19 protein-coding genes and 1 pseudogene are annotated in these 18936 nt (G+C 73.1%); 14 read left to right on the forward strand and 6 right to left on the reverse strand.

Translation table 11 applies throughout. The features are described 5' to 3' along the window. The first annotated feature begins 3 nt into the window (after positions 1 to 3). The 5 genes from ACH4ZX_RS26800 to fabG all read left to right on the forward strand — a co-directional run bounded on the left by ACH4ZX_RS26800 (position 4) and on the right by fabG (position 4972). Positions 4 to 426, forward strand: a complete 423-nt coding sequence (locus ACH4ZX_RS26800; RefSeq protein ID WP_398277705.1) for an acyl-CoA thioesterase — start codon at positions 4 to 6, stop codon at positions 424 to 426. A gap of 1 nt (position 427) precedes the next feature. Continuing rightward, positions 428 to 1306, forward strand: a complete 879-nt coding sequence (locus ACH4ZX_RS26805; protein WP_398277708.1) for a fumarylacetoacetate hydrolase family protein — start codon at positions 428 to 430, stop codon at positions 1304 to 1306. Positions 1307 to 1482: 176 nt separating this feature from the next. Continuing rightward, entirely contained in the window at positions 1483 to 3078 is a 1596-nt protein-coding gene (locus ACH4ZX_RS26810; protein ID WP_398277711.1) for an acyl-CoA carboxylase subunit beta, read from the forward strand. Positions 3079 to 3120: 42 nt separating this feature from the next. After that, entirely contained in the window at positions 3121 to 4203 is a 1083-nt protein-coding gene (locus ACH4ZX_RS26815) for a branched-chain amino acid aminotransferase (protein WP_398277714.1), read from the forward strand. A gap of 49 nt (positions 4204 to 4252) precedes the next feature. Further along, positions 4253 to 4972, forward strand: coding sequence for a 3-oxoacyl-[acyl-carrier-protein] reductase (gene fabG / locus ACH4ZX_RS26820; RefSeq protein WP_398277717.1), 720 nt, complete (start codon positions 4253 to 4255; stop codon positions 4970 to 4972). A 135-nt stretch (positions 4973 to 5107) separates the two neighbouring features. Here fabG and ACH4ZX_RS26825 read toward each other — a convergent pair whose 3' ends face one another. Then, complete coding sequence (locus ACH4ZX_RS26825; protein WP_398277720.1) at positions 5108 to 5677, reverse strand: helix-turn-helix domain-containing protein; 570 nt, start codon at positions 5675 to 5677, stop codon at positions 5108 to 5110. Between the two features lie 67 nt (positions 5678 to 5744). Here ACH4ZX_RS26825 and ACH4ZX_RS26830 point away from each other — a divergent pair, with 67 nt between their 5' ends. From ACH4ZX_RS26830 to ACH4ZX_RS26860, 7 genes are all read left to right on the forward strand, one after another. After that, entirely contained in the window at positions 5745 to 6428 is a 684-nt protein-coding gene (locus ACH4ZX_RS26830) for an AzlC family ABC transporter permease (protein WP_360748428.1), read from the forward strand. Further along, positions 6425 to 6757, forward strand: a complete 333-nt coding sequence (locus tag ACH4ZX_RS26835) for an AzlD domain-containing protein (protein WP_398277724.1) — start codon at positions 6425 to 6427, stop codon at positions 6755 to 6757. The genes ACH4ZX_RS26830 and ACH4ZX_RS26835 overlap by 4 nt, the downstream gene beginning before the upstream one ends. A 523-nt stretch (positions 6758 to 7280) precedes the next feature. Next, on the forward strand, positions 7281 to 7637 hold the full coding sequence (locus ACH4ZX_RS26840; RefSeq protein ID WP_398277727.1) for a LuxR C-terminal-related transcriptional regulator: 357 nt from the start codon (positions 7281 to 7283) through the stop codon (positions 7635 to 7637). A 234-nt stretch (positions 7638 to 7871) separates the two neighbouring features. After that, the gene (locus ACH4ZX_RS26845) at positions 7872 to 9089 is read left to right on the forward strand and encodes an FAD-dependent monooxygenase (RefSeq protein ID WP_398277730.1); all 1218 of its coding nucleotides are present in this window, start codon (positions 7872 to 7874) and stop codon (positions 9087 to 9089) included. Between the two features lie 78 nt (positions 9090 to 9167). Further along, positions 9168 to 10640 carry an MFS transporter gene (locus tag ACH4ZX_RS26850; protein WP_398277732.1) on the forward strand — a complete coding sequence of 491 codons (1473 nt, stop codon included), beginning with the start codon at positions 9168 to 9170 and terminating at the stop codon, positions 10638 to 10640. Continuing rightward, positions 10637 to 11248: a TetR family transcriptional regulator gene (locus tag ACH4ZX_RS26855; protein ID WP_398277735.1), complete on the forward strand. Its 612-nt coding sequence runs from the start codon at positions 10637 to 10639 to the stop codon at positions 11246 to 11248. Before ACH4ZX_RS26850 ends, ACH4ZX_RS26855 begins: the two co-directional genes overlap by 4 nt. A 91-nt stretch (positions 11249 to 11339) precedes the next feature. Then, positions 11340 to 12323, forward strand: coding sequence for an aldo/keto reductase (locus tag ACH4ZX_RS26860; RefSeq protein ID WP_398277738.1), 984 nt, complete (start codon positions 11340 to 11342; stop codon positions 12321 to 12323). Positions 12324 to 12424: 101 nt separating this feature from the next. On the opposite strand, the gene ACH4ZX_RS26865 is transcribed toward ACH4ZX_RS26860, so the two are convergent. Further along, complete coding sequence (locus ACH4ZX_RS26865; RefSeq protein WP_398277741.1) at positions 12425 to 12775, reverse strand: hypothetical protein; 351 nt, start codon at positions 12773 to 12775, stop codon at positions 12425 to 12427. A 155-nt stretch (positions 12776 to 12930) separates the two neighbouring features. Here ACH4ZX_RS26865 and ACH4ZX_RS26870 point away from each other — a divergent pair, with 155 nt between their 5' ends. Next, positions 12931 to 13434, forward strand: coding sequence for a DUF6328 family protein (locus tag ACH4ZX_RS26870; RefSeq protein ID WP_398277744.1), 504 nt, complete (start codon positions 12931 to 12933; stop codon positions 13432 to 13434). Here ACH4ZX_RS26870 and ACH4ZX_RS26875 read toward each other — a convergent pair. Both ACH4ZX_RS26875 and ACH4ZX_RS26880 read right to left on the reverse strand, forming a co-directional pair. Continuing rightward, a complete protein-coding gene (locus tag ACH4ZX_RS26875) occupies positions 13355 to 14062 on the reverse strand; it encodes a DUF2238 domain-containing protein (RefSeq protein WP_398277869.1) in 708 nt (235 codons plus the stop codon). The two genes, ACH4ZX_RS26870 and ACH4ZX_RS26875, sit on opposite strands and share 80 nt — an antisense overlap. A 77-nt stretch (positions 14063 to 14139) precedes the next feature. Beyond that, positions 14140 to 14481 (reverse strand): annotated as a pseudogene (locus tag ACH4ZX_RS26880) (hypothetical protein); the annotation flags it as partial. Between the two features lie 165 nt (positions 14482 to 14646). Between ACH4ZX_RS26880 and ACH4ZX_RS26885 the strand changes: the two are divergent. After that, positions 14647 to 16092: a serine hydrolase domain-containing protein gene (locus tag ACH4ZX_RS26885; protein ID WP_398277747.1), complete on the forward strand. Its 1446-nt coding sequence runs from the start codon at positions 14647 to 14649 to the stop codon at positions 16090 to 16092. On the opposite strand, the gene ACH4ZX_RS26890 is transcribed toward ACH4ZX_RS26885, so the two are convergent. Both ACH4ZX_RS26890 and ACH4ZX_RS26895 read right to left on the reverse strand, forming a co-directional pair. Continuing rightward, positions 16084 to 17763, reverse strand: a complete 1680-nt coding sequence (locus ACH4ZX_RS26890) for a serine/threonine protein kinase (RefSeq protein ID WP_398277750.1) — start codon at positions 17761 to 17763, stop codon at positions 16084 to 16086. The genes ACH4ZX_RS26885 and ACH4ZX_RS26890 overlap by 9 nt on opposite strands. Before the next feature lie 173 nt (positions 17764 to 17936). Further along, on the reverse strand, positions 17937 to 18896 hold the full coding sequence (locus ACH4ZX_RS26895) for a threonine/serine dehydratase (RefSeq protein WP_398277753.1): 960 nt from the start codon (positions 18894 to 18896) through the stop codon (positions 17937 to 17939). Positions 18897 to 18936: the final 40 nt, after the last annotated feature.

The following is an 18936-nucleotide window of genomic DNA, read 5'->3' on the forward strand; positions in this document are numbered from 1 at the left end:
GCGATGGCGCGGCACAGTTACCTCTGCCCGATCCGCTGGGCCGACATGGACGTCTACGGGATCGTCAACAACGTCGCCTACCTGCGCTACCTGGAGGAGGCCCGGGTCGACTTCATCTTCCGGATGGCGCCGACCGAGGGTGACGCGTTCTTCCGGGACGGCTCGGTGGTGGTGGAGCACCGGATCCGTTACCGGCGGCAACTGGTGCACCGACACGCGCCGGTCGAGATCGAGATGTGGGTCTCCGACCTGCAGTCGGCGACGGTGGCCGTCGACTACGTGGTGAAGGACGGCGACACCGTGTACGCCACGGCCTCGACCGTGATGGCGCCGTTCGACTACCGGACGGGCCGGCCCCGCAGGCTGACCGACGAGGAGACCCGCTTCTTCGAGAAGTACGTCGAAGCCCCCCTGGGGGCGCGCTGACATGCGGCTGCTGCGGATCGGTCCGCCGGGCGGGGAGCGGCCGTGCGCTGTCGGCCCCGGCGGTGTCGTACGCGACGTGTCGGCGTGGGTGCCGGACTGGACGGGCGCGGCCCTGGACCCGGACGCGCTGCGGGAGCTGGCGGCGCGGCTGACGCGGGAGGCGGCGGGGCTGCCGGCGGTCGACCCGGCGGCCGAGCGGATCGGGCCGCCCGTCCGTCCGGGCGGGCATCTGCTGTCGATCGGGCTCAACTACCGCGCGCACGCCGCCGAGGCGGGCATGGCGCTGTCCCCGGAGCCGGTCGTCTCCAGCAAGGCGCCCTCCACCCTGGTCGGGCCGCACGACGACCTGCTGATACCGCCGGGCGGGGAGAAGACCGACTGGGAGGTCGAACTGGCGGTGGTGATCGGGCGGCGGGCCCAGTACCTGCCGGACCGCGCCGCCGCGCAGGCGCACATCGCGGGGTTCGCCACGGCCGACGACGTGTCAGAGCGCAGTTGGCTGCTGGAGCGCGGCGGGCAGTGGGTGAAGGGCAAGTCGTTCGAGTCCTTCAGTCCGCTCGGCCCCTTCCTGGTCACCCCGGACGAGGCCGGCGACCCGCAGCGGTTGCGGCTGACCTGCCGGGTCAACGGGCGGCTGATGCAGGACGGGTCCACGGCCGACATGGTCTTCGGGGTGGACCATCTGGTCTGGTACCTGAGCCAGTTCATGGTGCTGCACCCGGGTGACGTGGTGCTGACCGGGACGCCCGGCGGGGTCGCGCTCGGCCGCCCCGACCAGCCGTTCCTGCGGCCCGGTGACGTGGTGGAGGCGGAGGTGGCCGGGCTGGGCGCGCAGCGGCAGCGCTGCCGCGCGACGGTCCTGGCGGAGAGCCGGCGGTGAGCGGGGAGCCCGTGGTGAGCGGCGGGGCGCGTCCGCACACGTCGTTGCGGCCGTCTTCCGCCGCAGTCGCAGTCGCAGCCGCAGCCGAAACCGCACCCGCACCCGCAGCCGCAACCACAGCCACAGCCACAGCAGCAGCGGTTGTCGTACCGGCCCGGGAAGGAGAGCGAGAGCAGATGACCGTCCAGGAGGAACGCACCGGCCAGGCCCCGTGCCGGTCCGCCGACACCCGGGCGCTGGTGGCGGAACTGCACGCGAACAAGGAACTGGCCTGCTGCGGGCCGGGCGACCGCGCGACCCGGGCGCAGCACGCCAAGGGCAAGCTCACCGCGCGTGAGCGCATCGAACTGCTCCTGGACGAGGGGTCGTTCGCCGAGGTGGAGCAGTTGCGCCGGCACCGGGCGGTGGGCTTCGGGATCGAGGAGCGCCGACCGTACACGGACGGCGTGATCACCGGCTGGGGCACGGTCGAGGGCCGTACCGTGTTCGTCTACGCGCACGACTTCCGCGTCTTCGGCGGGGCGCTCGGCGAGGCGCACGCCGAGAAGATCCACAAGATCATGGACATGGCCGTCGCGGCCGGTGCGCCGCTGGTGTCGCTCAACGACGGGGCCGGCGCCCGCATCCAGGAGGGTGTCTCGGCCCTCGCCGGCTACGGCGGGATCTTCCGGCGCCATGTGCGGGCCTCGGGGGTGATCCCGCAGATCTCGGTGATTCTCGGTCCGTGCGCGGGCGGTGCGGCGTACTCTCCCGCACTGACCGACTTCGTGTTCATGGTGCGCGGCATCTCGCAGATGTTCATCACCGGACCGGACGTGGTGAAGGCGGTCACCGGAGAGGATGTCACCCAGGAGCGGCTCGGCGGGGCCGACGCTCACGCGAAGCAGTCGGGAGTGGCGCACTTCGTGTACGAGGACGAGCGGACCTGCCTGAGCGAGGTGCGGTACCTGCTGTCCCTGCTGCCGTCCAACAACCAGCAGAACACGCCCGCCGTGCCCTGCACGGACCCGGCCGACCGGTGCGGCGAGGCGCTGCTCGGGCTGGTTCCGGCCGAGGGCAGGCTGCCGTACGACATGCGGCGGGTGATCGAGGAGATCGTCGACCACGCCGACTTCCTGGAGGTCCACGAGTGGTGGGCGCCCAACGTGCTGTGCGGGCTGGCCCGGCTCGGCGGCGAGGTGATCGGCATCGTGGCCAACCAGCCGGTCGCCCTGGCCGGGGTGCTGGACATCAAGGCCAGCGAGAAGGCCGCCCGTTTCGTGCGGATGTGCGACGCGTTCAACATCCCCCTGCTGTCGCTGGTGGACGTGCCGGGATTCCTGCCGGGAGTGGACCAGGAACACGGCGGGGTGATCCGGCACGGAGCGAAACTGCTGTACGCCTACTGCGAGGCCACCGTGCCGCGCGTCCAGCTCATCCTGCGCAAGGCGTACGGCGGGGCGTACATCGTGATGGACTCCCGCTCGATCGGCACCGACCTGTCCTACGCCTGGCCGACCAACGAGATCGCGGTGATGGGCGCGGAAGGCGCCTCGAACGTCATCTTCCGCAAGCAGATCGCGGAGGCCGCCGACCCGGAGGCCGAACGCGCGCGCAAGGTCAAGGAGTACCGGTCGGAGCTGATGCACCCGTACTACGCGGCCGAGCGCGGCCTCGTCGACGACGTGATCGACCCCGCCGAGACCCGGACGGTGCTGATCCGCGCCTTCCGGGCGCTGCGGACCAAGCACGCGGAGCAACCCTCGCGCAAGCACGCCAACAACCCCATGTGACCCACCCCGAGCCCAACCAGCCCCCTGTTCCGGAGCGTATCCATGACCCTTGCGTTCACCACCGAACCGGCCGTCCGCCTGCCCGCCGCGCAGCGGGCGGCGCTGCTGGAGGCGCCCGCCTTCGGCGAGGTGTTCACCGACCACATGATCAGCATCGACTGGGACCGGGAGCGTGGCTGGCACGACGCCCGACTGCATCCGTACGGGCCGCTGACGCTGGATCCGTCGGCCCAGGTCTTCCACTACGGCCAAGAGGTGTTCGAGGGCATGAAGGCCTACCGGCGCCCCGACGGCACGGTGGTGACGTTCCGCCCGTACGCCAACGCGGCCCGCTTCAACCGCTCCTGCGCGCGGATGGCGATGCCGCAACTCCCCGAGGAGACGTTCGTGGAGGCGCTGGAACTGCTGGTCGGCGCCGACCGGGACTGGGTCCCGGACCGGCCCGGACACAGCCTCTACCTGCGTCCTTTCATGATCGCCACGCAGCACACGATCGGTTTCTACGGGCCGTCCGCCGCCTTCCGGTTCATGGTGATCGCCTCGCCCGCGGCGTCCTACTTCCGGGCCGATGCCAAGCCGCTGACGGTGTGGCTGTCGCGGGACTACACCCGGGCGGCTCCCGGGGGCACCGGCGAGGCCAAGTGCGGCGGCAATTACGCGGGCACCTTGGTGGCTCAGGAACAGGCCCGGGAGAAGGGCTGCGACCAGGTGGTGTGGCTGGACGCCGTGGAACGCCGCTGGGTGGACGAGATGGGCACCAGCAATCTGTTCTTCGTCCGTGGCAACCGGCTGGTCACGCCGGAGCTGTCGGGGACGCTGCTGGCGGGCGTCACCCGGGACTCGGTGCTGGCGCTGGCGGCCGAACTCGGCTTCCCGGCCGAGGAGGGGCGGATCAGCGTGGAGCAGTGGCGGGCCGACGCGGAGTCGGGCGCGCTGACCGAGGTGTTCTCCTGCGGCACCTCGTCGATGATCACGCCGGTGGGGTTCGTCAGGAGCGCGGACGGCGACTGGACGATCGGGGGCGGGGAGCCCGGTCCGGTGACCGCGCGGCTGCGCGACGAGCTGACGGGGATTCAGGCCGGGACGAGACCGGACCCGTTCAACTGGGTCCACAAGATCGCCTGACGGACGGGCCGGCCGGTCCGGGTCACACAGTGAGGGGTGTGGGGGAATCATGAGTCGTTCGGTCCTTGTGACGGGGGGCAACCGGGGGATCGGCCTGGCCGTCGCCCGTGCCTTCGCGCAGGCGGGTGACAGGGTCGCGCTGACCCTCCGGTCGGGCGAGCCGCCCCGGACGGCGGCCCGCCTCGGCTGTCTGGCCGTCACCTGCGACGTCACCGACGCCGAGCAGGTGGAGCGGGCGTACAAGGAGGTGGAGGCGGTGCACGGCCCGGTGCAGGTGCTGGTGGCGAACGCCGGCATCACCCGCGACCGGCTGGTGCTGCGGATGGCGGAGAAGGACTTCACGGACGTGCTGGACACGAACCTGACGGGCGTCTTCCGGGTGGTCAAGCGGGCCGTCGAGGAGATGGTCGACGCGCGGTGGGGGCGGATCGTGGTGATCTCCTCGACGGTCGGCCTGCTCGGCGCGGCCGGGCAGGCCAACTACGCCGCCTCGAAGGCGGGCCTGGTCGGCTTCGCCCGGTCCGTGGCCCGCGAACTCGGTCCGCGGGGGATCACCTGCAACGTGGTGGCGCCGGGGTTCGTGGAGACGGACATGACCGCCGCGCTCCACGACCGGCAGCGCTCGGCCATGCTGGGCAGGGTGCCGCTGGGGCGCGGCGCGCAGGCGGACGAGGTGGCGGCGGCGGTGCGGTTCCTCGCGTCCGAGGACGCCGCCTACATCACCGGAGCCGTCCTGCCGGTGGACGGCGGGCTGGGCATGGGTCACTGAGGCGGCGGGCCGGAGCCGGGCGCACCGCTTGCGCGCGGGGCCGGTGCTCGGTGGTGCGCGGAGACGAGGCACGTCGCGTGCGCGCGGGGCCGGTGCTCGGAGACGGCACACATCGCGTGCGCGCGGGCTCCGCGCTCAGCGGTGCTCCGAGACGAGCACGGCGCGGGTGCCGGGCTCCAGCGCCTGGAAGACGTGGGGAACGTCGGCCGGATAGCAGATGTAGTCGCCCGGGTGCAGTTCCACCGGCTCCTCGGCGGTCCCCACCAGGGCCCGGCCCGCGCTGATCACGACGTGCTCCACCACGCCGGGCAGGTGCGGGGCGGAGGAGCGCTGCGGGCCGGGCTCGGCGTCGATGCTGTAGACGTCGCGCCGGGCCCCGGGCGGGCAGGAGGCGAGGAGGGTGGCCCGGTAGTGGCTCTCGGCGGCTCCGACGGCCGGCCCCTCCCCGGCGCGGATCACCTGCACGTGCGGACGGGGCATGGCCAGGAGCCGGGAGAAGGGGATCTCCAGCACCACGCAGAGTGCCCACAGCGTCTCCAGGCTGGGGTTTCCGGTGCCGGACTCGAGCTGGGACAGGGTGGACTTGGCGATTCCGGCCCGGCGGGCCACCTCCGTCAGCGACAGCTGCGTCCGGGAGCGTTCCGCGCGCAGCGATGCTGCGATCACGTCGAGCGGGGGCTTGAGCGCGGGATCGGCGTCGGGCATGGCGTTCGCTCCAGTGGCCAGTCGTTCGCCTTGACGAACATGTTCAGGTGTGTTCAGTATAAAAGCCATGCGTTCGTTATGGAAAACCCTCGGCTCCGGGCCGCTGCGCGACATCGCGCTGGTCTGCCTGGCCGTCGGGGTCATCGGCGTCTCCTACGGCGCCGTCGCGACCACGTCCGGATTCGCCTGGTGGTTCCCGGTGCTGATGGGGGCGCTCGTCCTGGCCGCGTCCTCCGAGTTCCTGTTCATCGGGATCGTGGCCGCCGGCGGCAGTCCGATCGCCGCGCTGCTCGCCGGGCTCCTGGTCAACGCCCGGCACCTGCCCTTCGGGCTCGCGGTGCCCGACGTGCTCGGGCGCGGCTGGCGCGGACTGCTCGGCACCCATCTGATGAACGACGAGACGGTCGTCTTCGCCCTCTCCCAGGAGGGAATGCACCGCAAGCGGGCCGCGTACTGGGCCTGTGGCCTGGGCATTCTCGTCTGCTGGCCCGCCGGCGCGGCGCTGGGGGCGTTGCTCGGCACGGTCGTCAGGGACACCGGGGCGCTGGGCCTGGACGCCATGTTCCCCGCGGTCATCCTGGCGCTGATCCTGCCCGCGATGAAGGAGCGGGCGGTGCGGCGGACCGCGCTGGCCGGTGCCGCGCTGGCGCTGGCCGTCACCGCGTTCGTACCGGTCGGACTGCCGGTGCTGATCGCCCTGGCCGCGCTGCCGCTGTGCACCGCCAGGTCCCGGGAAGGAGCCGTGCGATGAGCGGGTCCATCCCGGTGCTGCCGACGCTGGCGGCGATGCTGGGCCTGGCCGCCGGAACCTTCCTGCTGCGCCTGTCGGGCCCGGCCCTGCGCGCCAAGGTCACCTTCCCGAAGCGGGCCGAAAAGGTGCTGGAGGTCTCGGCGGTGGTCCTGCTCGCCGCGCTGACGGCCACTTCGGCGCTGACCGAGGGGCATGCCTTCGCCGGTGCCGCGCGGCCGATCGGGGTCCTGGTGGGCGGCGTGCTCGCCCTGCGCAAGGCGCCGTTCCTCGTCGTCGTGCTGACGGCGGCGGGCACCGCCGCGCTGCTGCGACTGGCTGGAATTCCCTGACCCGACCTGACCTGACCGAATCCTCCACGACGCCCACCCTCACGCCCGCCGGGTTCCCCGGCGGGCGTTCCCTTTGAGCCGACCCATTCGAAAGAGCGGAACAAACCTGCGCGCCGAGTTTGACGCATTCTCGTCGCCCGGCCTTCTCGCAGTGTGGACGCACTGTTGTTCGCTCCGAAAGCGGTCGAGTAGCCTCTGTGAGAAGTGGACAACAACGCGGAAATTGTCCAGCCCGTGTGCGCCTCGTACCCGTAGTGCGTAGTAGTTCAGGATGGCTGCTCCATTCTCGGAACACTCTCCCTCGGATGTCCGTAAAGGATCTGCTGAGATGCGTGCAGGACGATTTCGCCGACTGCCCGGGGCGATCCTGAGCGGCGTTCGATCCGGTCGGTTCGCGCCGGCCGTCGAAGGGGTTTCACAGCAGTCTCCGCGCGCACCACCGTGGACCGGATCGTGGCACACGTCGACGCCGCATCCGCGGCACCCCCACGGACACACGCCCAAGGAGCGCTGACAGACCGGCATGAACATCACGAAGACGGAGAGTCCGAGACCCCGTGCCCGCCTGGCCGACGATCAGCAGTCCCTCGTCACCGAGCCACGGCTGACCCTGCTCCACGACGATGTCCGGGACGACGGCGTCCGGGACGCAATGGCCCGCGTGCCGCTGTTGTCCGAGCGTGAACTCGATGTCTTCCGGCTCCTGGGGAAAGGGGCGTCGAACAGGAGCATCGCGACCCGGCTCGGCATTACCGAACGCACGACCAAGGCCCATGTCGCCCAGATACTGTCCAAATTAGGTGTGGAGTCACGGCTCCAGGCCGGAATCGCCGGCTTCGCCTGGGAGATCGCCGGGGGAGGCCGTGACGCGCCACGGTGACCAATTCGCCGCGCGCGTACGCGTGAGGGCTCGTACGTCCCCGCCTGCCATGTGATTCGGGCGGTGCGCGCAGGGCGTCCCGCGCTCGCGCCGCGGCCGGTCCCGGCCTTGCTCCGTCCAGTCGGTCGTCCCCGCAGGCGCCCGCGGCCTGCGGGGTGAACCCCCGAGTAGCCAGGCCCACCCTGCTACCCTGCGTCGTCAATTGTCCGTTTTGGGTAGTTTTAAGGGGTGTGCGTGAAGGTCGCCTGTGTCGGAGGCGGGCCCGCGGGCCTGTATCTCTCGATCCTGCTGAAGCGGCAGGACCCGTCCCACGACATCACCGTCCACGAACGCGATCCGGAGGGTTCGACCTACGGCTGGGGCGTGACCTACTGGCGGGAACTGCTCGACCGGCTCCACGAACACGACCCCGAGTCGGCGCGCGCCGTGCGCGAGAACTCAGTCCGCTGGAACCAAGGGGTCGCCCACGTGGGCGACCTGACGACCCGCCGCCCCGGCGACGAGGGCCACGGCATCGGCCGCCACCGTTTCCTGGAGATCCTCGCCGACCGGGCCCGCTCCCTCGGCGTGCGCCTGGAGTTCGAGCGCGAGATCACCCCGGGCGACCTGCCGGACGCCGACCTCGTCGTCGCGGGCGACGGCGTCGGCAGCGCCCTGCGCACCCGGCACGCCGGATACTTCGGCACGCGGATCAAGAACGGGCGCAACACCTACATCTGGCTCGGCACCACCAAGGTCTTCGACTCCTTCACCTTCGCCTTCGTGGAGACCGGCCACGGCTGGATCTGGTGCTACGGATACCCCTACGGCGCCGACCGCAGCACCTGCGTCATCGAGTGCGCGCCCGAGACCCGCACCGGACTCGGTCTCGACCAGGGGAGCGAGGCGGAGCGGCTGGCGCTGCTGGAGAAGCTGTTCGCCGGCATCCTGGACGGCCACCCGCTCATCGGCCGCACCTCCGCCGGGGCCGGCTCCGACGCCCAGTGGCTCACCTTCCGCACCCTCACCAACCGCACCTGGCACCGCGGCAACCTCGTGCTCGTCGGCGACGCCGCGCACACCACGCACTACTCCATCGGCGCCGGCACCACCCTCGCCCTGGAGGACGCCATCGCGCTGGCCGGCGCACTGCGCGAGCCCGCCCCGCTGCCGTACGCCCTCGACCGCTACGAGCGTGAACGCAAGAAGGCACTCCTGCCCGTGCAGAGCGCGGCCCGCTACAGCGCCCAGTGGTACGAGAACCTGCAGCGCTACATCCACCTGCCCCCGGAGCGGATGTTCGCGCTGCTCGGCCAGCGCCACTCGCCGCTGCTGCCGTACGTCCCGCCGCAGCTGTACTACCGGATCGACCACGCCGTCGGTCAGTCGGAGGCGCTGCGCCGCCTCAAGCGCTGGCTGGGCCCGAGGATCGCGCGCACCGTGCACGCGCGGACGCTGGCCTCCCGCGGATAGGGCTGGGTGAATGGCCATTCACCCGCTATGGTGAATGGTCATTCACCTGTTTCTCGTTTTCCGCCCGCTGGAGTCCTCATGGAGCAGCCCGCCCCGATACCGCGCCCGGACGGCCTGCGGAAGCGGTTCACCATCCCCGCGCTGGCATTCGGCGGCATCCTCATGGCGGTCATGCAGACCGTGGTCGTCCCGCTGCTGCCCGACCTGCCGCGGCTGACCGGGGCGTCGGCGGGCGCGGTCTCCTGGACGGTCACCGCCACGCTCCTGTCGGGCGCCGTCCTCACGCCGGTGCTCGGCCGGGCGGGGGACATGTACGGCAAGCGCCGGGTGCTGATGGCGGCGCTGACGCTGATGACGGTCGGCGCGGTGATGTGCGCCCTGTCCTCCGACATCGCCGTGCTCATCACGGCCCGCGCCCTGCAGGGCGCCGCCGCCTCCGTGGTGCCGCTGTCGATCAGCATCCTGCGCGACGAACTGCCGCCCGAACGACGCGGCTCCGCGGTGGCGCTGATGAGCTCCACCGTCGGCATCGGCGCCGCCCTGGGCCTGCCGCTGGCCGCGCTGGTGGTGCAGTACGCCGACTGGCACACCATGTTCTGGCTGACCGCCGCCCTCGGCGCGCTGGGCGTGACGGCCGTGTGGTGGGCGGTCCGCGAATCCCCGGTGCGCCGGCCCGGCCGGTTCGACGTACTGGGCGCGCTGGGGCTGGCGGCCGGACTGGTGTGCCTGCTGCTGGGGGTGTCCCAGGGCGGGCAGTGGGGCTGGAGCAGCGCACGGGTGCTCGGCCTGTTCGCCGTCGCCGCCGCCGTCCTGGCGCTGTGGTGGGTGCAGCAGCTGCGCACCGAACGGCCGCTGGTGGACCTGCGGCTGGTCACCCGGCCGCGGGTGGGCCTGTCGCACGTGGCGGCCCTGCTCACCGGGTTCGCGTTCTACGCCAACTCCCTGGTGACGGCCCAGCTGGTGCAGGCGCCGAAGGCCACCGGGTACGGGCTCGGCCTGTCGATCGTGGCCACCGGCCTGTGCCTGCTGCCGGGCGGGGTCACCATGCTCCTGTTCTCGCCGCTGTCGGCCCGGATCTCCGCGGTCCGCGGCCCGCGCGTCACGCTCGCCCTCGGCGCGGCGGTCATCGCCTGCGGCTACGCCGTACGGATCGCCGACAGCCGTGACCTGTGGATGATCATCCTGGGGGCGACCGTGGTGGCGACCGGCACCACCCTCGCCTACTCCGCCCTGCCCACCCTGATCCTGCGCGCCGTCCCGGCCGGGCAGACCGCCTCCGCCAACGGCGTCAACGTGCTGATGCGCACCATCGGCCAGGCCACCTCCAGCGCCGCGGTCGCCGCGGTGCTGGTGCACCACACCAGCCCGGTCGGCGGTGCCCGCGTACCGACCCTGCACGGGTACCTGATCGCCTTCGCGATCGCCGGCGCCGTCGCGCTGGCGGCGTGCGCCGCGGCCCTGTCCATCCCCCGCGACGGCGGGCCCGAGGACACCCGCCGGGCCCGCGGCGGGGTCCGGGACACCCGCGACGAGGCGCTGGAGGGAACATGAGCGCCGTGAGCACTCCACCTCCCTCGCCCGCACCCGCCCGCCGGGACGCCGAGGCGACCAAGGCGGCCATCCTCAGGGCCGCCCGACACCTGCTGGCCCGGCACGCCCACGCCGACATCACCCTCAAGGCCGTGGCCGAACGGGCCGGTGTCAGCCCGCCGCTGGTCCTGAAGTACTTCGGCAGCAAGGACGCCCTGTTCGCCCGGGTGATGTCCTTCGAGACGGACGCCGACGCCCTGCTCGACGCGCCGCTGGACGCGCTCGGCCGGCACATGGTCCGGCACGTCCTGGTGAGCCAGTCCCGGCAGGGCGCCGACCCGCTGCTGCGGATCGTGTTCGCCCCGCTGCACGGCGAACAGGGCGACATCCTGCGCGCCAACTTCCGCACCCAGGTCACCGAACGTCTCGCCGCCCGCCTCACCGGACCCGACGCGGGCCTGCGCGCGGAACTCGCCGTCGGCATGCTCCTCGGCCTGGGCGTGATGTACGGCATCGCCCGCGGCGCCCACCTGCGCGGGGCGCCGGTGGACGACGTCGTGGACCGCTACGCGCCCGCCCTCCAGGCCCACCTCACGCCCGGCGCGGGAACCCGGCCGTCCGGGCCGTGAACGCCCCCGCGGGCCGCCGCGGGCGCTCGGACGCGGCGGAACCCGAGCGGCCGGTTCCGGGGGCGGGTGGGGCGGATGACAGACTGGCGGCATGGAAGAGCGCGCATTCGACAGGTCCGGCCGGCACGCGTCCGTCGTCGGGCTCGGGACATGGCAGCTGGGCGCCGACTGGGGCGAGGTCGACGACAAGGACGCCCACGCGGTGCTGGAGGCGGCGGCCGAGTCGGGGGTGACCTTCTTCGACACCGCCGACGTGTACGGCGACGGGCGCAGCGAGCAGACCATCGCCGCCTTCCTGCGCGGCAGGCCGGACCCGCGCGTGCTGGTGGCCACCAAGATGGGCCGCCGCGTCGAGCAGATCCCGCAGAACTACGTACTGGACAACTTCCGCGCCTGGAACGACCGTTCCCGGCGCAACCTCGGCGTCGACCGTATCGACCTCGTACAGCTGCACTGCCCGCCCACCCCCGTCTACTCCACCGACGAGGTCTTCGACGCCCTCGACACCCTGGTCGAGGAGGAGCGCGTCGCCGCCTACGGCGTCAGCGTGGAGACCTGCGCGGAGGCGCTGACCGCGATCGCCCGGCCGAACGTGGCGAGCGTGCAGATCATCCTCAACCCGTTCCGTATGAAGCCGCTGCGCGAGGTGCTGCCCGCGGCGCGGGAGGCGGGCGTCGGCATCATCGCGCGCGTGCCGCTGGCCTCCGGCCTGCTGTCGGGCAAGTACACCAAGGACACCGTCTTCGCCGCGGACGACCACCGCACCTACAACCGTCACGGCGAGGCCTTCGACGTCGGCGAGACGTTCTCCGGCGTCGACTACGACACCGGCGTCGAGGCGGCCGCCGAGTTCGCCGCCCTCGCGCCCGAGGGATACACCCCGGCCCAGCTCGCCCTGCGCTGGATCGTCCAGCAGCCCGGCGTGACCACCGTGATCCCCGGCGCCCGCTCACCGGAGCAGGCCCGCGCCAACGCGGCCGCCGCAGCCCTGCCCGAACTCGGCGCCGAGACCCTCGACGCGATCCGCGACCTCTACGACCGCCGCATCAAGGACCAGGTCGAGCACCGCTGGTAGGACCGCGCGGGCAGGCTCCCGGCTCGGGCAGGCTCCCGGCTCGGGCAGGCTCCCGGCTCGGGCAGGCTCCCGGCGCGGACACGCTCCCGGCTCGGGCACGCTCACGGCTCCAGGAGCAGCTGCCACTCCTGCTCCTGGTCGCCGGAGACCGACCCCTGGTCCTGCGCGGTGAAGGCGTGGTTCAGCCTCTCGCGCGCCTTCGCCACCGCCTCGGGGGCGCCCTGCACGGTCACCGTCACCGCCCCGGACAGACGACCGGCGGCGCCGCCCGCGCCGCCGTCCCGCGACGGGCCGGCGGCATCGTGTTCGAATGTCGCCGTGTGGATCGTGGCCCGTTCGTCGGCGGGCAGTTCCCGCGCCGAACCGAAGGCGGGTTCCAGGGCCCGCACCACGGCCCGCGCGTCGGCGGCGCTGCCGCCGCTGAGGGTGAGGGTGAGCTCGGTGGCGGACATGGTCGACGCACTCCTCGGCTGGTCGTCGTGAGCCATGCGCTTCGTGTGACCGTCCGGTGACCGGCCAAACAGCCCGCCGTCCGCACCGGTCAACCCGGCCGAACCGGGAACACGGCCCGGAGAGGCGACATCGGCCGGGAGAGCCGGGAGGAACATTGGCGGACAGCGAGCACGGCGCGGACCCGGTGAACGAATGGGGACGGCACGAGACCGAGGAGGAGCGGGCCGACCGGAAGTGGACCGAGCTCATCCAGGAGGTCAGGGTCGCCCAGACCGGGGTGCAGATCCTGTTCGGTTTCCTGCTGACCGTCGTGTTCACGCCGAAGTACGGTCAGCTGGAACAGACCGACAAGACCATCTACATCGTCACCGTCGTCCTCGGCGCCGCCACCACCGGGGCGCTGATCGGGCCGGTGTCGCTGCACCGTCTGGTGTCCGGCCGGCAGATCAAACCGCAGGCGGTGGAGTGGGCCTCCCGGATGACCTTCGCCGGCCTGGTGCTGCTGCTGGCCACCATGACCAGCTCGCTCGTGCTCATCCTGCGGGTGGCGACCCACAACGGGGCCGTGTCCTGGATCGTCACCGGCGTCGTCGCGTGGTACCTGCTGTGCTGGTTCGCGGTGCCGCTGTGGACCCGGCACCGCCATACGACGAGGTGAGGCCCGGCGCCGCCAGCTGCCGGTCGTGCAGGCGGCCGAGCAGCAGCACCGACAGGGTCGCGCCGACCAGCGCGCAGAACATGTCCCACTGGGTGTCCCACACATCGCCCTGCGTGGCGAGGAACGCGTCCGCCGCCTGGCCGCCGACCACGGCGGCCAGCCACTCCAGCATCTCGAACACGGCGCTGAAGGCGAGGCAGGCGCACACGGTCAGCGGAGCCAGCCAGCGGCTGCCGCGCAGCGGCGAGGTGCGGCTGAGCAGCTCCCGCACCAGCACCGCCGGCACGAAGCCCTGCATGAGGTGCCCGAAGCGGTCGTAGGGATTGCGGTCCAGCCCGAAGGTGTCCCGCACCCAGTCGCCGACGGGCACCTGGGCGTAGGTGTAGTGCCCGCCCACCGCCAGGACGAGGGCGTGCGCGGCCAGCAGGCAGCACAGCAGGTCCGTCAACGGGAAGCGCCGCCGGGTCAGCACCGCCAGCGGCAGCCCGATCAGCACCCACACCGTCTCCAGGAACCAGGTGGTGCGGTCGTGCGGGGCCCAGGCCGAGACGGCCAGTCCCGCGACGACGGCGGCGGCGAGCAGCGCGGGCAGCCGCCGCCGGGGCGGGGCGGGACGTGCGGCGGTCATGGTGGTCATGGGGGGCTCCTCCTCGTCGAGCCCCCATCGTGGCCGCGCGCGTGACGGCGAGGCATGAGTACGGCTACTCAGCGCGCCTGCGTCGATGCCCCCTGCGAACCTGTGTCCCCGCGACGTCGGTAAGAGCGCGTCGTCAGCCGAGCGTCGCGCAGCGCGGGCAGCAGCGTCTTCGACGCCCGGTCGACGAACTCCGGCCGGCTCTCCCCGCCGATCTGCACCAGCGCGATCTCGTCGAACCCGGCGACGGCGAACGGCCGCCCCGCCTCGACGACGGCCTCCGGGTCTGCACCGCACAGGATCGCGGCGGCGACGTCGTCGGGCGTCACCAACTGCGTGGCCGCCTCGAACGAATCCGGGTGCGGCAGCTCGGAGTCGACCTTCCAGCCGCTGCCGGACCAGCGGAACTGGGCCCGCACCACATGGTCGACGAGCTCACGGGGGCCTGCCTGCTCCGTCAACATCGTCTATCCGATCCGCACCATGGGCGCCGGGTCCCCCGCGCGGGCGGCCGGAAGCGACGGCCCGGCAGCCCCGACAGCGCGGTCACGGGCGGGCCCGCGGGGCAGGATGCCGTCATGAGCGCTCGCCCGCTGCCGCTCGGCAGCCCCTCCGCCCAAGGCGTCGACGCGTCCGGCGTCCACGCGTTCCTCGACGCCGTCGAAGCCGCCCCGGACATCGAGCCGCACAGTGTGATGGTCGTCAGGCACGGCCGTCTCGTGGCGTCCGGCTGGTGGGCGCCGTACACGGCCGCGCGCCCGCACCTGCTGTACTCGCTCAGCAAGAGCTTCACCGCGACGGCCGCCGGGCTCGCCGCCGCCGAGGGACTACTGGACCTCGACGCCCCGGTGATCTCCTACTTCCCGGAGTTCGCGGCCGACGTCACCGACCCGCGCAGCCGGGCGATGCTGGTGCGGCACGTGGCGTCCATGGCCAGCGGCCACCGGACCGAGACGCTCGAACGGGCGCGCGCCGCGGACCGCGAGGAACTCGTACGCGGCTTCCTCCGGATCCCCCCGGACGGCGATCCGGGCACCGTCTTCGCCTACAACCAGCCCACCACCTACACCCTCGCCGCGATCGTCCAGCGCGTCACCGGTCAGCCGCTGAGCGCCTACCTGCGGCCCCGGCTGCTCGACCCGCTCGGGATCGGGGAGATCGCCTGGCTGCGCGACCGGGCCGGCCGCGAACTGGGTTTCAGCGGGCTGCACGCCACCACCGACGCGATCGCCCGGCTCGGCGAGCTGTATCTGCGCGACGGCGTGTGGGAGGGCCGGCGGCTGCTGCCCGGGGGATGGGCGGCCGAGGCGTCGCGCGCGCACATCGACACCGCCGACGGCACGCCCGAGGGGGCACTGTCGGACTGGCAGCTGGGCTACGGCCTGCAGTTCTGGCGCTCCCGGCACGGCTACCGCGGCGACGGGGCGTACGGCCAGTTCTGCCTGGTGCTGCCCGAACAGGACGCCGTGGTCGCGACCACGGCGGCGACGGTGGAGATGCAGCGACTCCTGGACCTGGTATGGACGCATCTGCTGCCGGCCTTCCGCCCCGGACCGCTGCCGGGCCGGACGGACGAGGACGCCGCGCTGCGGGAACGGCTCGCGCGGCTGGCCCTGCCGCCCGCCGAGGGCCGGCCCGCCCCGCCGGACCGGGCGCCGGAGTGGTCCGGCGCCGTGTTCACCCCGCGGGGCGGCCGGTGCGCGGGGCTGCCGAAGCTGACCGAGGCCGGGGTGACCGCGGACGCGGACGGCTGGACGCTGACGCTCACCGAGGACGGCCACCGGCTCCCCTTCCGGATCGGGCGGACCGGCTGGAGGGAGGCCGACGAGCCGCTGCCGGCCGCGGTCAGCGGGGGATGGGCGGACGCCGGCGCCCTCGCCGTGGACATCGTGTTCCTGGAGACGCCGCACCGGCTGACGGTGACGTGCTCGCTGCCGGACGGGACGTTCACGGCGAGCTGGCGCACGCCGCCGCTGCACGCCCCGGGGCTGCGGGCGATGCGCGCGCCCCGGTACTCAGGCTGACGGCATCCGGAAGGTCCGCAGGACGGTCGCGAGCGCCTGCCGGCCGGCGGAGTCGTCCCAGTCGGCGGCCGGCGTCGTCCAGCGCAGCGAGAAGCCGCGCCCGCCGCCGAGCACGACGCCCCGGCCGAAGGTGCGCACCTGCGTCCCGTGCACCTTGGACAGCCACTCCATGTCGGCGGCGCTGCGGCCCTGGTAGGCCGTCGCCCGGATGTCGCCGATCCGCCGGTAGCCGGGGTAGCGCTCCAGTTCGGGCTCCACGTCGTCGCGCCACACGGCGACGGGGTCCGGGCCCACCCGCGTGCTGTAGGTGACCGCGAGGGTGCGCGGGTCGCCGTGCGCGCCGAAGGTGACGCGGTAGGCCACGCCGGACTGGCGGTCGGTCCGCAGCCGTGTCCAGCCGTCCGGGAGGGCGACGGAGAAGCCCTCGGGGGCGGTGTACCGGTGGAAGCCGGGCGGGAGGGCGGTGGCCGGCGTCGACTTGGAAGCCGACGCCGACGTGGACGCGGACGCCGAGGGCGACACCGGGGGCGACGCGGACGCGGAGGGGGGCCGGGTGGACGCGGCGGAGGGAACGGGGGTGGAGGCGTGGCCCTCGGCGCGCCTGCCGGGTCCGGTCTGGGGCGCGGTGGCGGTGGCGGTCGCGGGGGCGGACCGGTGGGGTGACGCGCCCGTGCCGGTGTTGTCGAGGCCGGGCAGCTGCCGGGTCGCGGCGAGGACGGCGACCACGACGGTGACGACGGCCAGGGCGGTGCCGGCCGTCATGGCGCGCCCGCTCCAGCCCGGGGCGGCCTGCGCGGCGGCGGTGAACACGGCGCGCAGCCGGTGCCGGGCCGACGCCGGCGGGGCCTCCCCGGGGTCCTCGGTGAGGATGGGGCTGAGGGCCTGCCGGAGCGCGGTGCGGGTGATGCGCTCGTGGGAGTCCTTGCGCAGCAGCCCCTGCACGGTCCGGGTGAGCTGCCCCGACCGCACCGGTGTGCGCAGCGGGAGCCGGTCCACGGCGCGCAGCGTGGACTCCGGGCGGCCGCGGTCCCGGAACGGCGGACGCCCCTCCAGCATCGCGTAGAGCATGGCTCCGAGGGCCCACAGGTCCGCCGCCGGTCCGATCCGCTCGTCGCGGGCCTGCTCGGGGGACGCGTACGACGGTGCGGTCAGCCGCGGGCCGAGGGTCGCGCCGGCCAGCCCGAAGCCGGCGACCACGACCGGCCCCCGGTCGGGCACGAACACCTGGCCGGGGCTGAGTTCTCCGTGCGTGATGCCCTGGCCGTGCGCGGCCTCGAGGACGTCGAGCAGCTCCCACGCGATGCGCGCCGCCCGTGCCTGGTCGAAGGCGCCTTCCCGGAGGAGTTCGCCGAGGGGGGTGCCGTCGACCCACTCGGCGACCGTCCACAGCACGCCGTGCTCCGCCACCGCGTCGACGACCGTGGCGACCCGGCCCGGGCACAGCCGCCCCATGGTCTCGGACATGCTGACGACGCGGGCGGCGGCCCGGGGCCCGGCTTCGCCGTCGGGATCCGTCGGCAGGACGATCTGGGTGAGCAGACAGGGTCGCTGGGTGCCGACGTCCTTGGCGTACCAGCAGATTCTGTTCGTCTCGCGATGGACGATATCGACGAGTTGGTATCTTTCGGCAACCAACTCGTGTGTGAAGACATGCGCCTTGACCATGGTCATCCCTCGCCGAACCCCTGGCTCACCTTTCCCCCAGAGGTACGCGGGGCGCCACGGGCAGCGTTCAAAGAAGCCGCGATCAAGCGGTGTTTTCTGAAATTCAGTCACAATCCGACCGGCGTTTGTCTCGAAGCCGGCGGTTATTGACGAGAATTCAGCAGGGCGGTGCCGTGAATTCAGCGCAGGCCGAAACGCTCCGCCCAGGCCGCCACGTCACCGGTCGTGGCGTTCCCGCCGCACACCACCAGGGCGAGCCGCGCCCCGTCGCCGACCCGTTCGAGGACCCGCCGGGCCGCCGGCAGGAGGCAGCCGGCGGCGGGCTCGGCCCACACCTTGGCGTGCTCGGCGAAGTCGAGCGTGCCCCGCACCGCCTCCCGGTCCGGCACCACCAGCACCTCGTCGACCAGCGCCGAGACATGGTCGTACGTCAGCCGCGACACGGACGGCGCGCTGAGCGTGGACACGATGGAGGACAGGGCGACCGGTACCGGCCCGCCCGCCGCCAGCGCCCGCGACATGGCCTCGGCGCCCTCGGTCTCCACGCCCCAGATCCGCACACCGGGCCGGCGGGCACGCAGCGCCGCCGCCACGCCTGAGATCAGCGCGCCGCCCCCGACGCTGACGAGCACGTCGGTGAGGTCGCCGGCGTCCGCGGCCAGCTCCAGCCCGACGGTGCCCTGCCCGGCGATCAGGACCGGGTCGTCGAACGGGTGGATCAGGGTCAGGCCCTCGTCCCGCAGGCGGTGGGCCAGCTCGAAGGCCTCGTCCATGCCGTCGGTCAGGCGCACCGACGCCCCGGCCTCCCGGACGATCCCGACGCTGCGCGCGGGCGCGGAGCGCGGCATGACCACCGTCGCCTCGACGTGCAGGGCGGCCGCCATGACGGCGAGGGCGATCCCGTGGTTGCCGCCGCTGACCGCCACCACGCCCGCCGCGCGCTCGGCCTCGTTCAGCGCCAGCAGCTTCGCCGCCGCGCCGCGCGCCTTGAACGAGCCGGTGCGCTGGAGGACTTCGAGCTTGACGGTGACCGGGGCGCCGAACAGGGCGGTGAGGCCCGGGCTCGGCAGCGTGGGCGTGCGGACCACGTGCCCGGCGATCCGCTCGGCCGTGGCTTCGATCTCCGACAGTCCGATCATGACGGTCGACCTTCCGGCGCGGGGGAGGCGGGGGCGCGCC

Source organism: Streptomyces sp. NPDC020490, from assembly GCF_044335305.1.
In the GTDB taxonomy this organism is placed as follows: domain Bacteria; phylum Actinomycetota; class Actinomycetes; order Streptomycetales; family Streptomycetaceae; genus Streptomyces.

Bases quoted from the DNA above. Each gene is read 5' to 3' on its own strand.
- ACH4ZX_RS26830 (WP_360748428.1), top strand. From the start codon at position 5,745: ATGCGTTCGTTATGGAAAACCCTCGGCTCCGGGCCGCTGCGCGACATC.
- ACH4ZX_RS26860 (WP_398277738.1), top strand. From the start codon at position 11,340: ATGGAAGAGCGCGCATTCGACAGGTCCGGCCGGCACGCGTCCGTCGTC.
- ACH4ZX_RS26810 (WP_398277711.1), top strand. From the start codon at position 1,483: ATGACCGTCCAGGAGGAACGCACCGGCCAGGCCCCGTGCCGGTCCGCC.
- ACH4ZX_RS26855 (WP_398277735.1), top strand. From the start codon at position 10,637: ATGAGCGCCGTGAGCACTCCACCTCCCTCGCCCGCACCCGCCCGCCGG.
- ACH4ZX_RS26865 (WP_398277741.1), bottom strand. From the start codon at position 12,775: ATGTCCGCCACCGAGCTCACCCTCACCCTCAGCGGCGGCAGCGCCGCC.
- ACH4ZX_RS26850 (WP_398277732.1), top strand. From the start codon at position 9,168: ATGGAGCAGCCCGCCCCGATACCGCGCCCGGACGGCCTGCGGAAGCGG.
- ACH4ZX_RS26825 (WP_398277720.1), bottom strand. From the start codon at position 5,677: ATGCCCGACGCCGATCCCGCGCTCAAGCCCCCGCTCGACGTGATCGCA.
- ACH4ZX_RS26835 (WP_398277724.1), top strand. From the start codon at position 6,425: ATGAGCGGGTCCATCCCGGTGCTGCCGACGCTGGCGGCGATGCTGGGC.
- ACH4ZX_RS26895 (WP_398277753.1), bottom strand. From the start codon at position 18,896: ATGATCGGACTGTCGGAGATCGAAGCCACGGCCGAGCGGATCGCCGGG.
- ACH4ZX_RS26885 (WP_398277747.1), top strand. From the start codon at position 14,647: ATGAGCGCTCGCCCGCTGCCGCTCGGCAGCCCCTCCGCCCAAGGCGTC.
- ACH4ZX_RS26890 (WP_398277750.1), bottom strand. From the start codon at position 17,763: ATGACCATGGTCAAGGCGCATGTCTTCACACACGAGTTGGTTGCCGAA.
- fabG (WP_398277717.1), top strand. From the start codon at position 4,253: ATGAGTCGTTCGGTCCTTGTGACGGGGGGCAACCGGGGGATCGGCCTG.
- ACH4ZX_RS26805 (WP_398277708.1), top strand. From the start codon at position 428: ATGCGGCTGCTGCGGATCGGTCCGCCGGGCGGGGAGCGGCCGTGCGCT.
- ACH4ZX_RS26815 (WP_398277714.1), top strand. From the start codon at position 3,121: ATGACCCTTGCGTTCACCACCGAACCGGCCGTCCGCCTGCCCGCCGCG.
- ACH4ZX_RS26800 (WP_398277705.1), top strand. From the start codon at position 4: ATGGCGCGGCACAGTTACCTCTGCCCGATCCGCTGGGCCGACATGGAC.
- ACH4ZX_RS26840 (WP_398277727.1), top strand. From the start codon at position 7,281: ATGAACATCACGAAGACGGAGAGTCCGAGACCCCGTGCCCGCCTGGCC.
- ACH4ZX_RS26875 (WP_398277869.1), bottom strand. From the start codon at position 14,062: ATGACCGCCGCACGTCCCGCCCCGCCCCGGCGGCGGCTGCCCGCGCTG.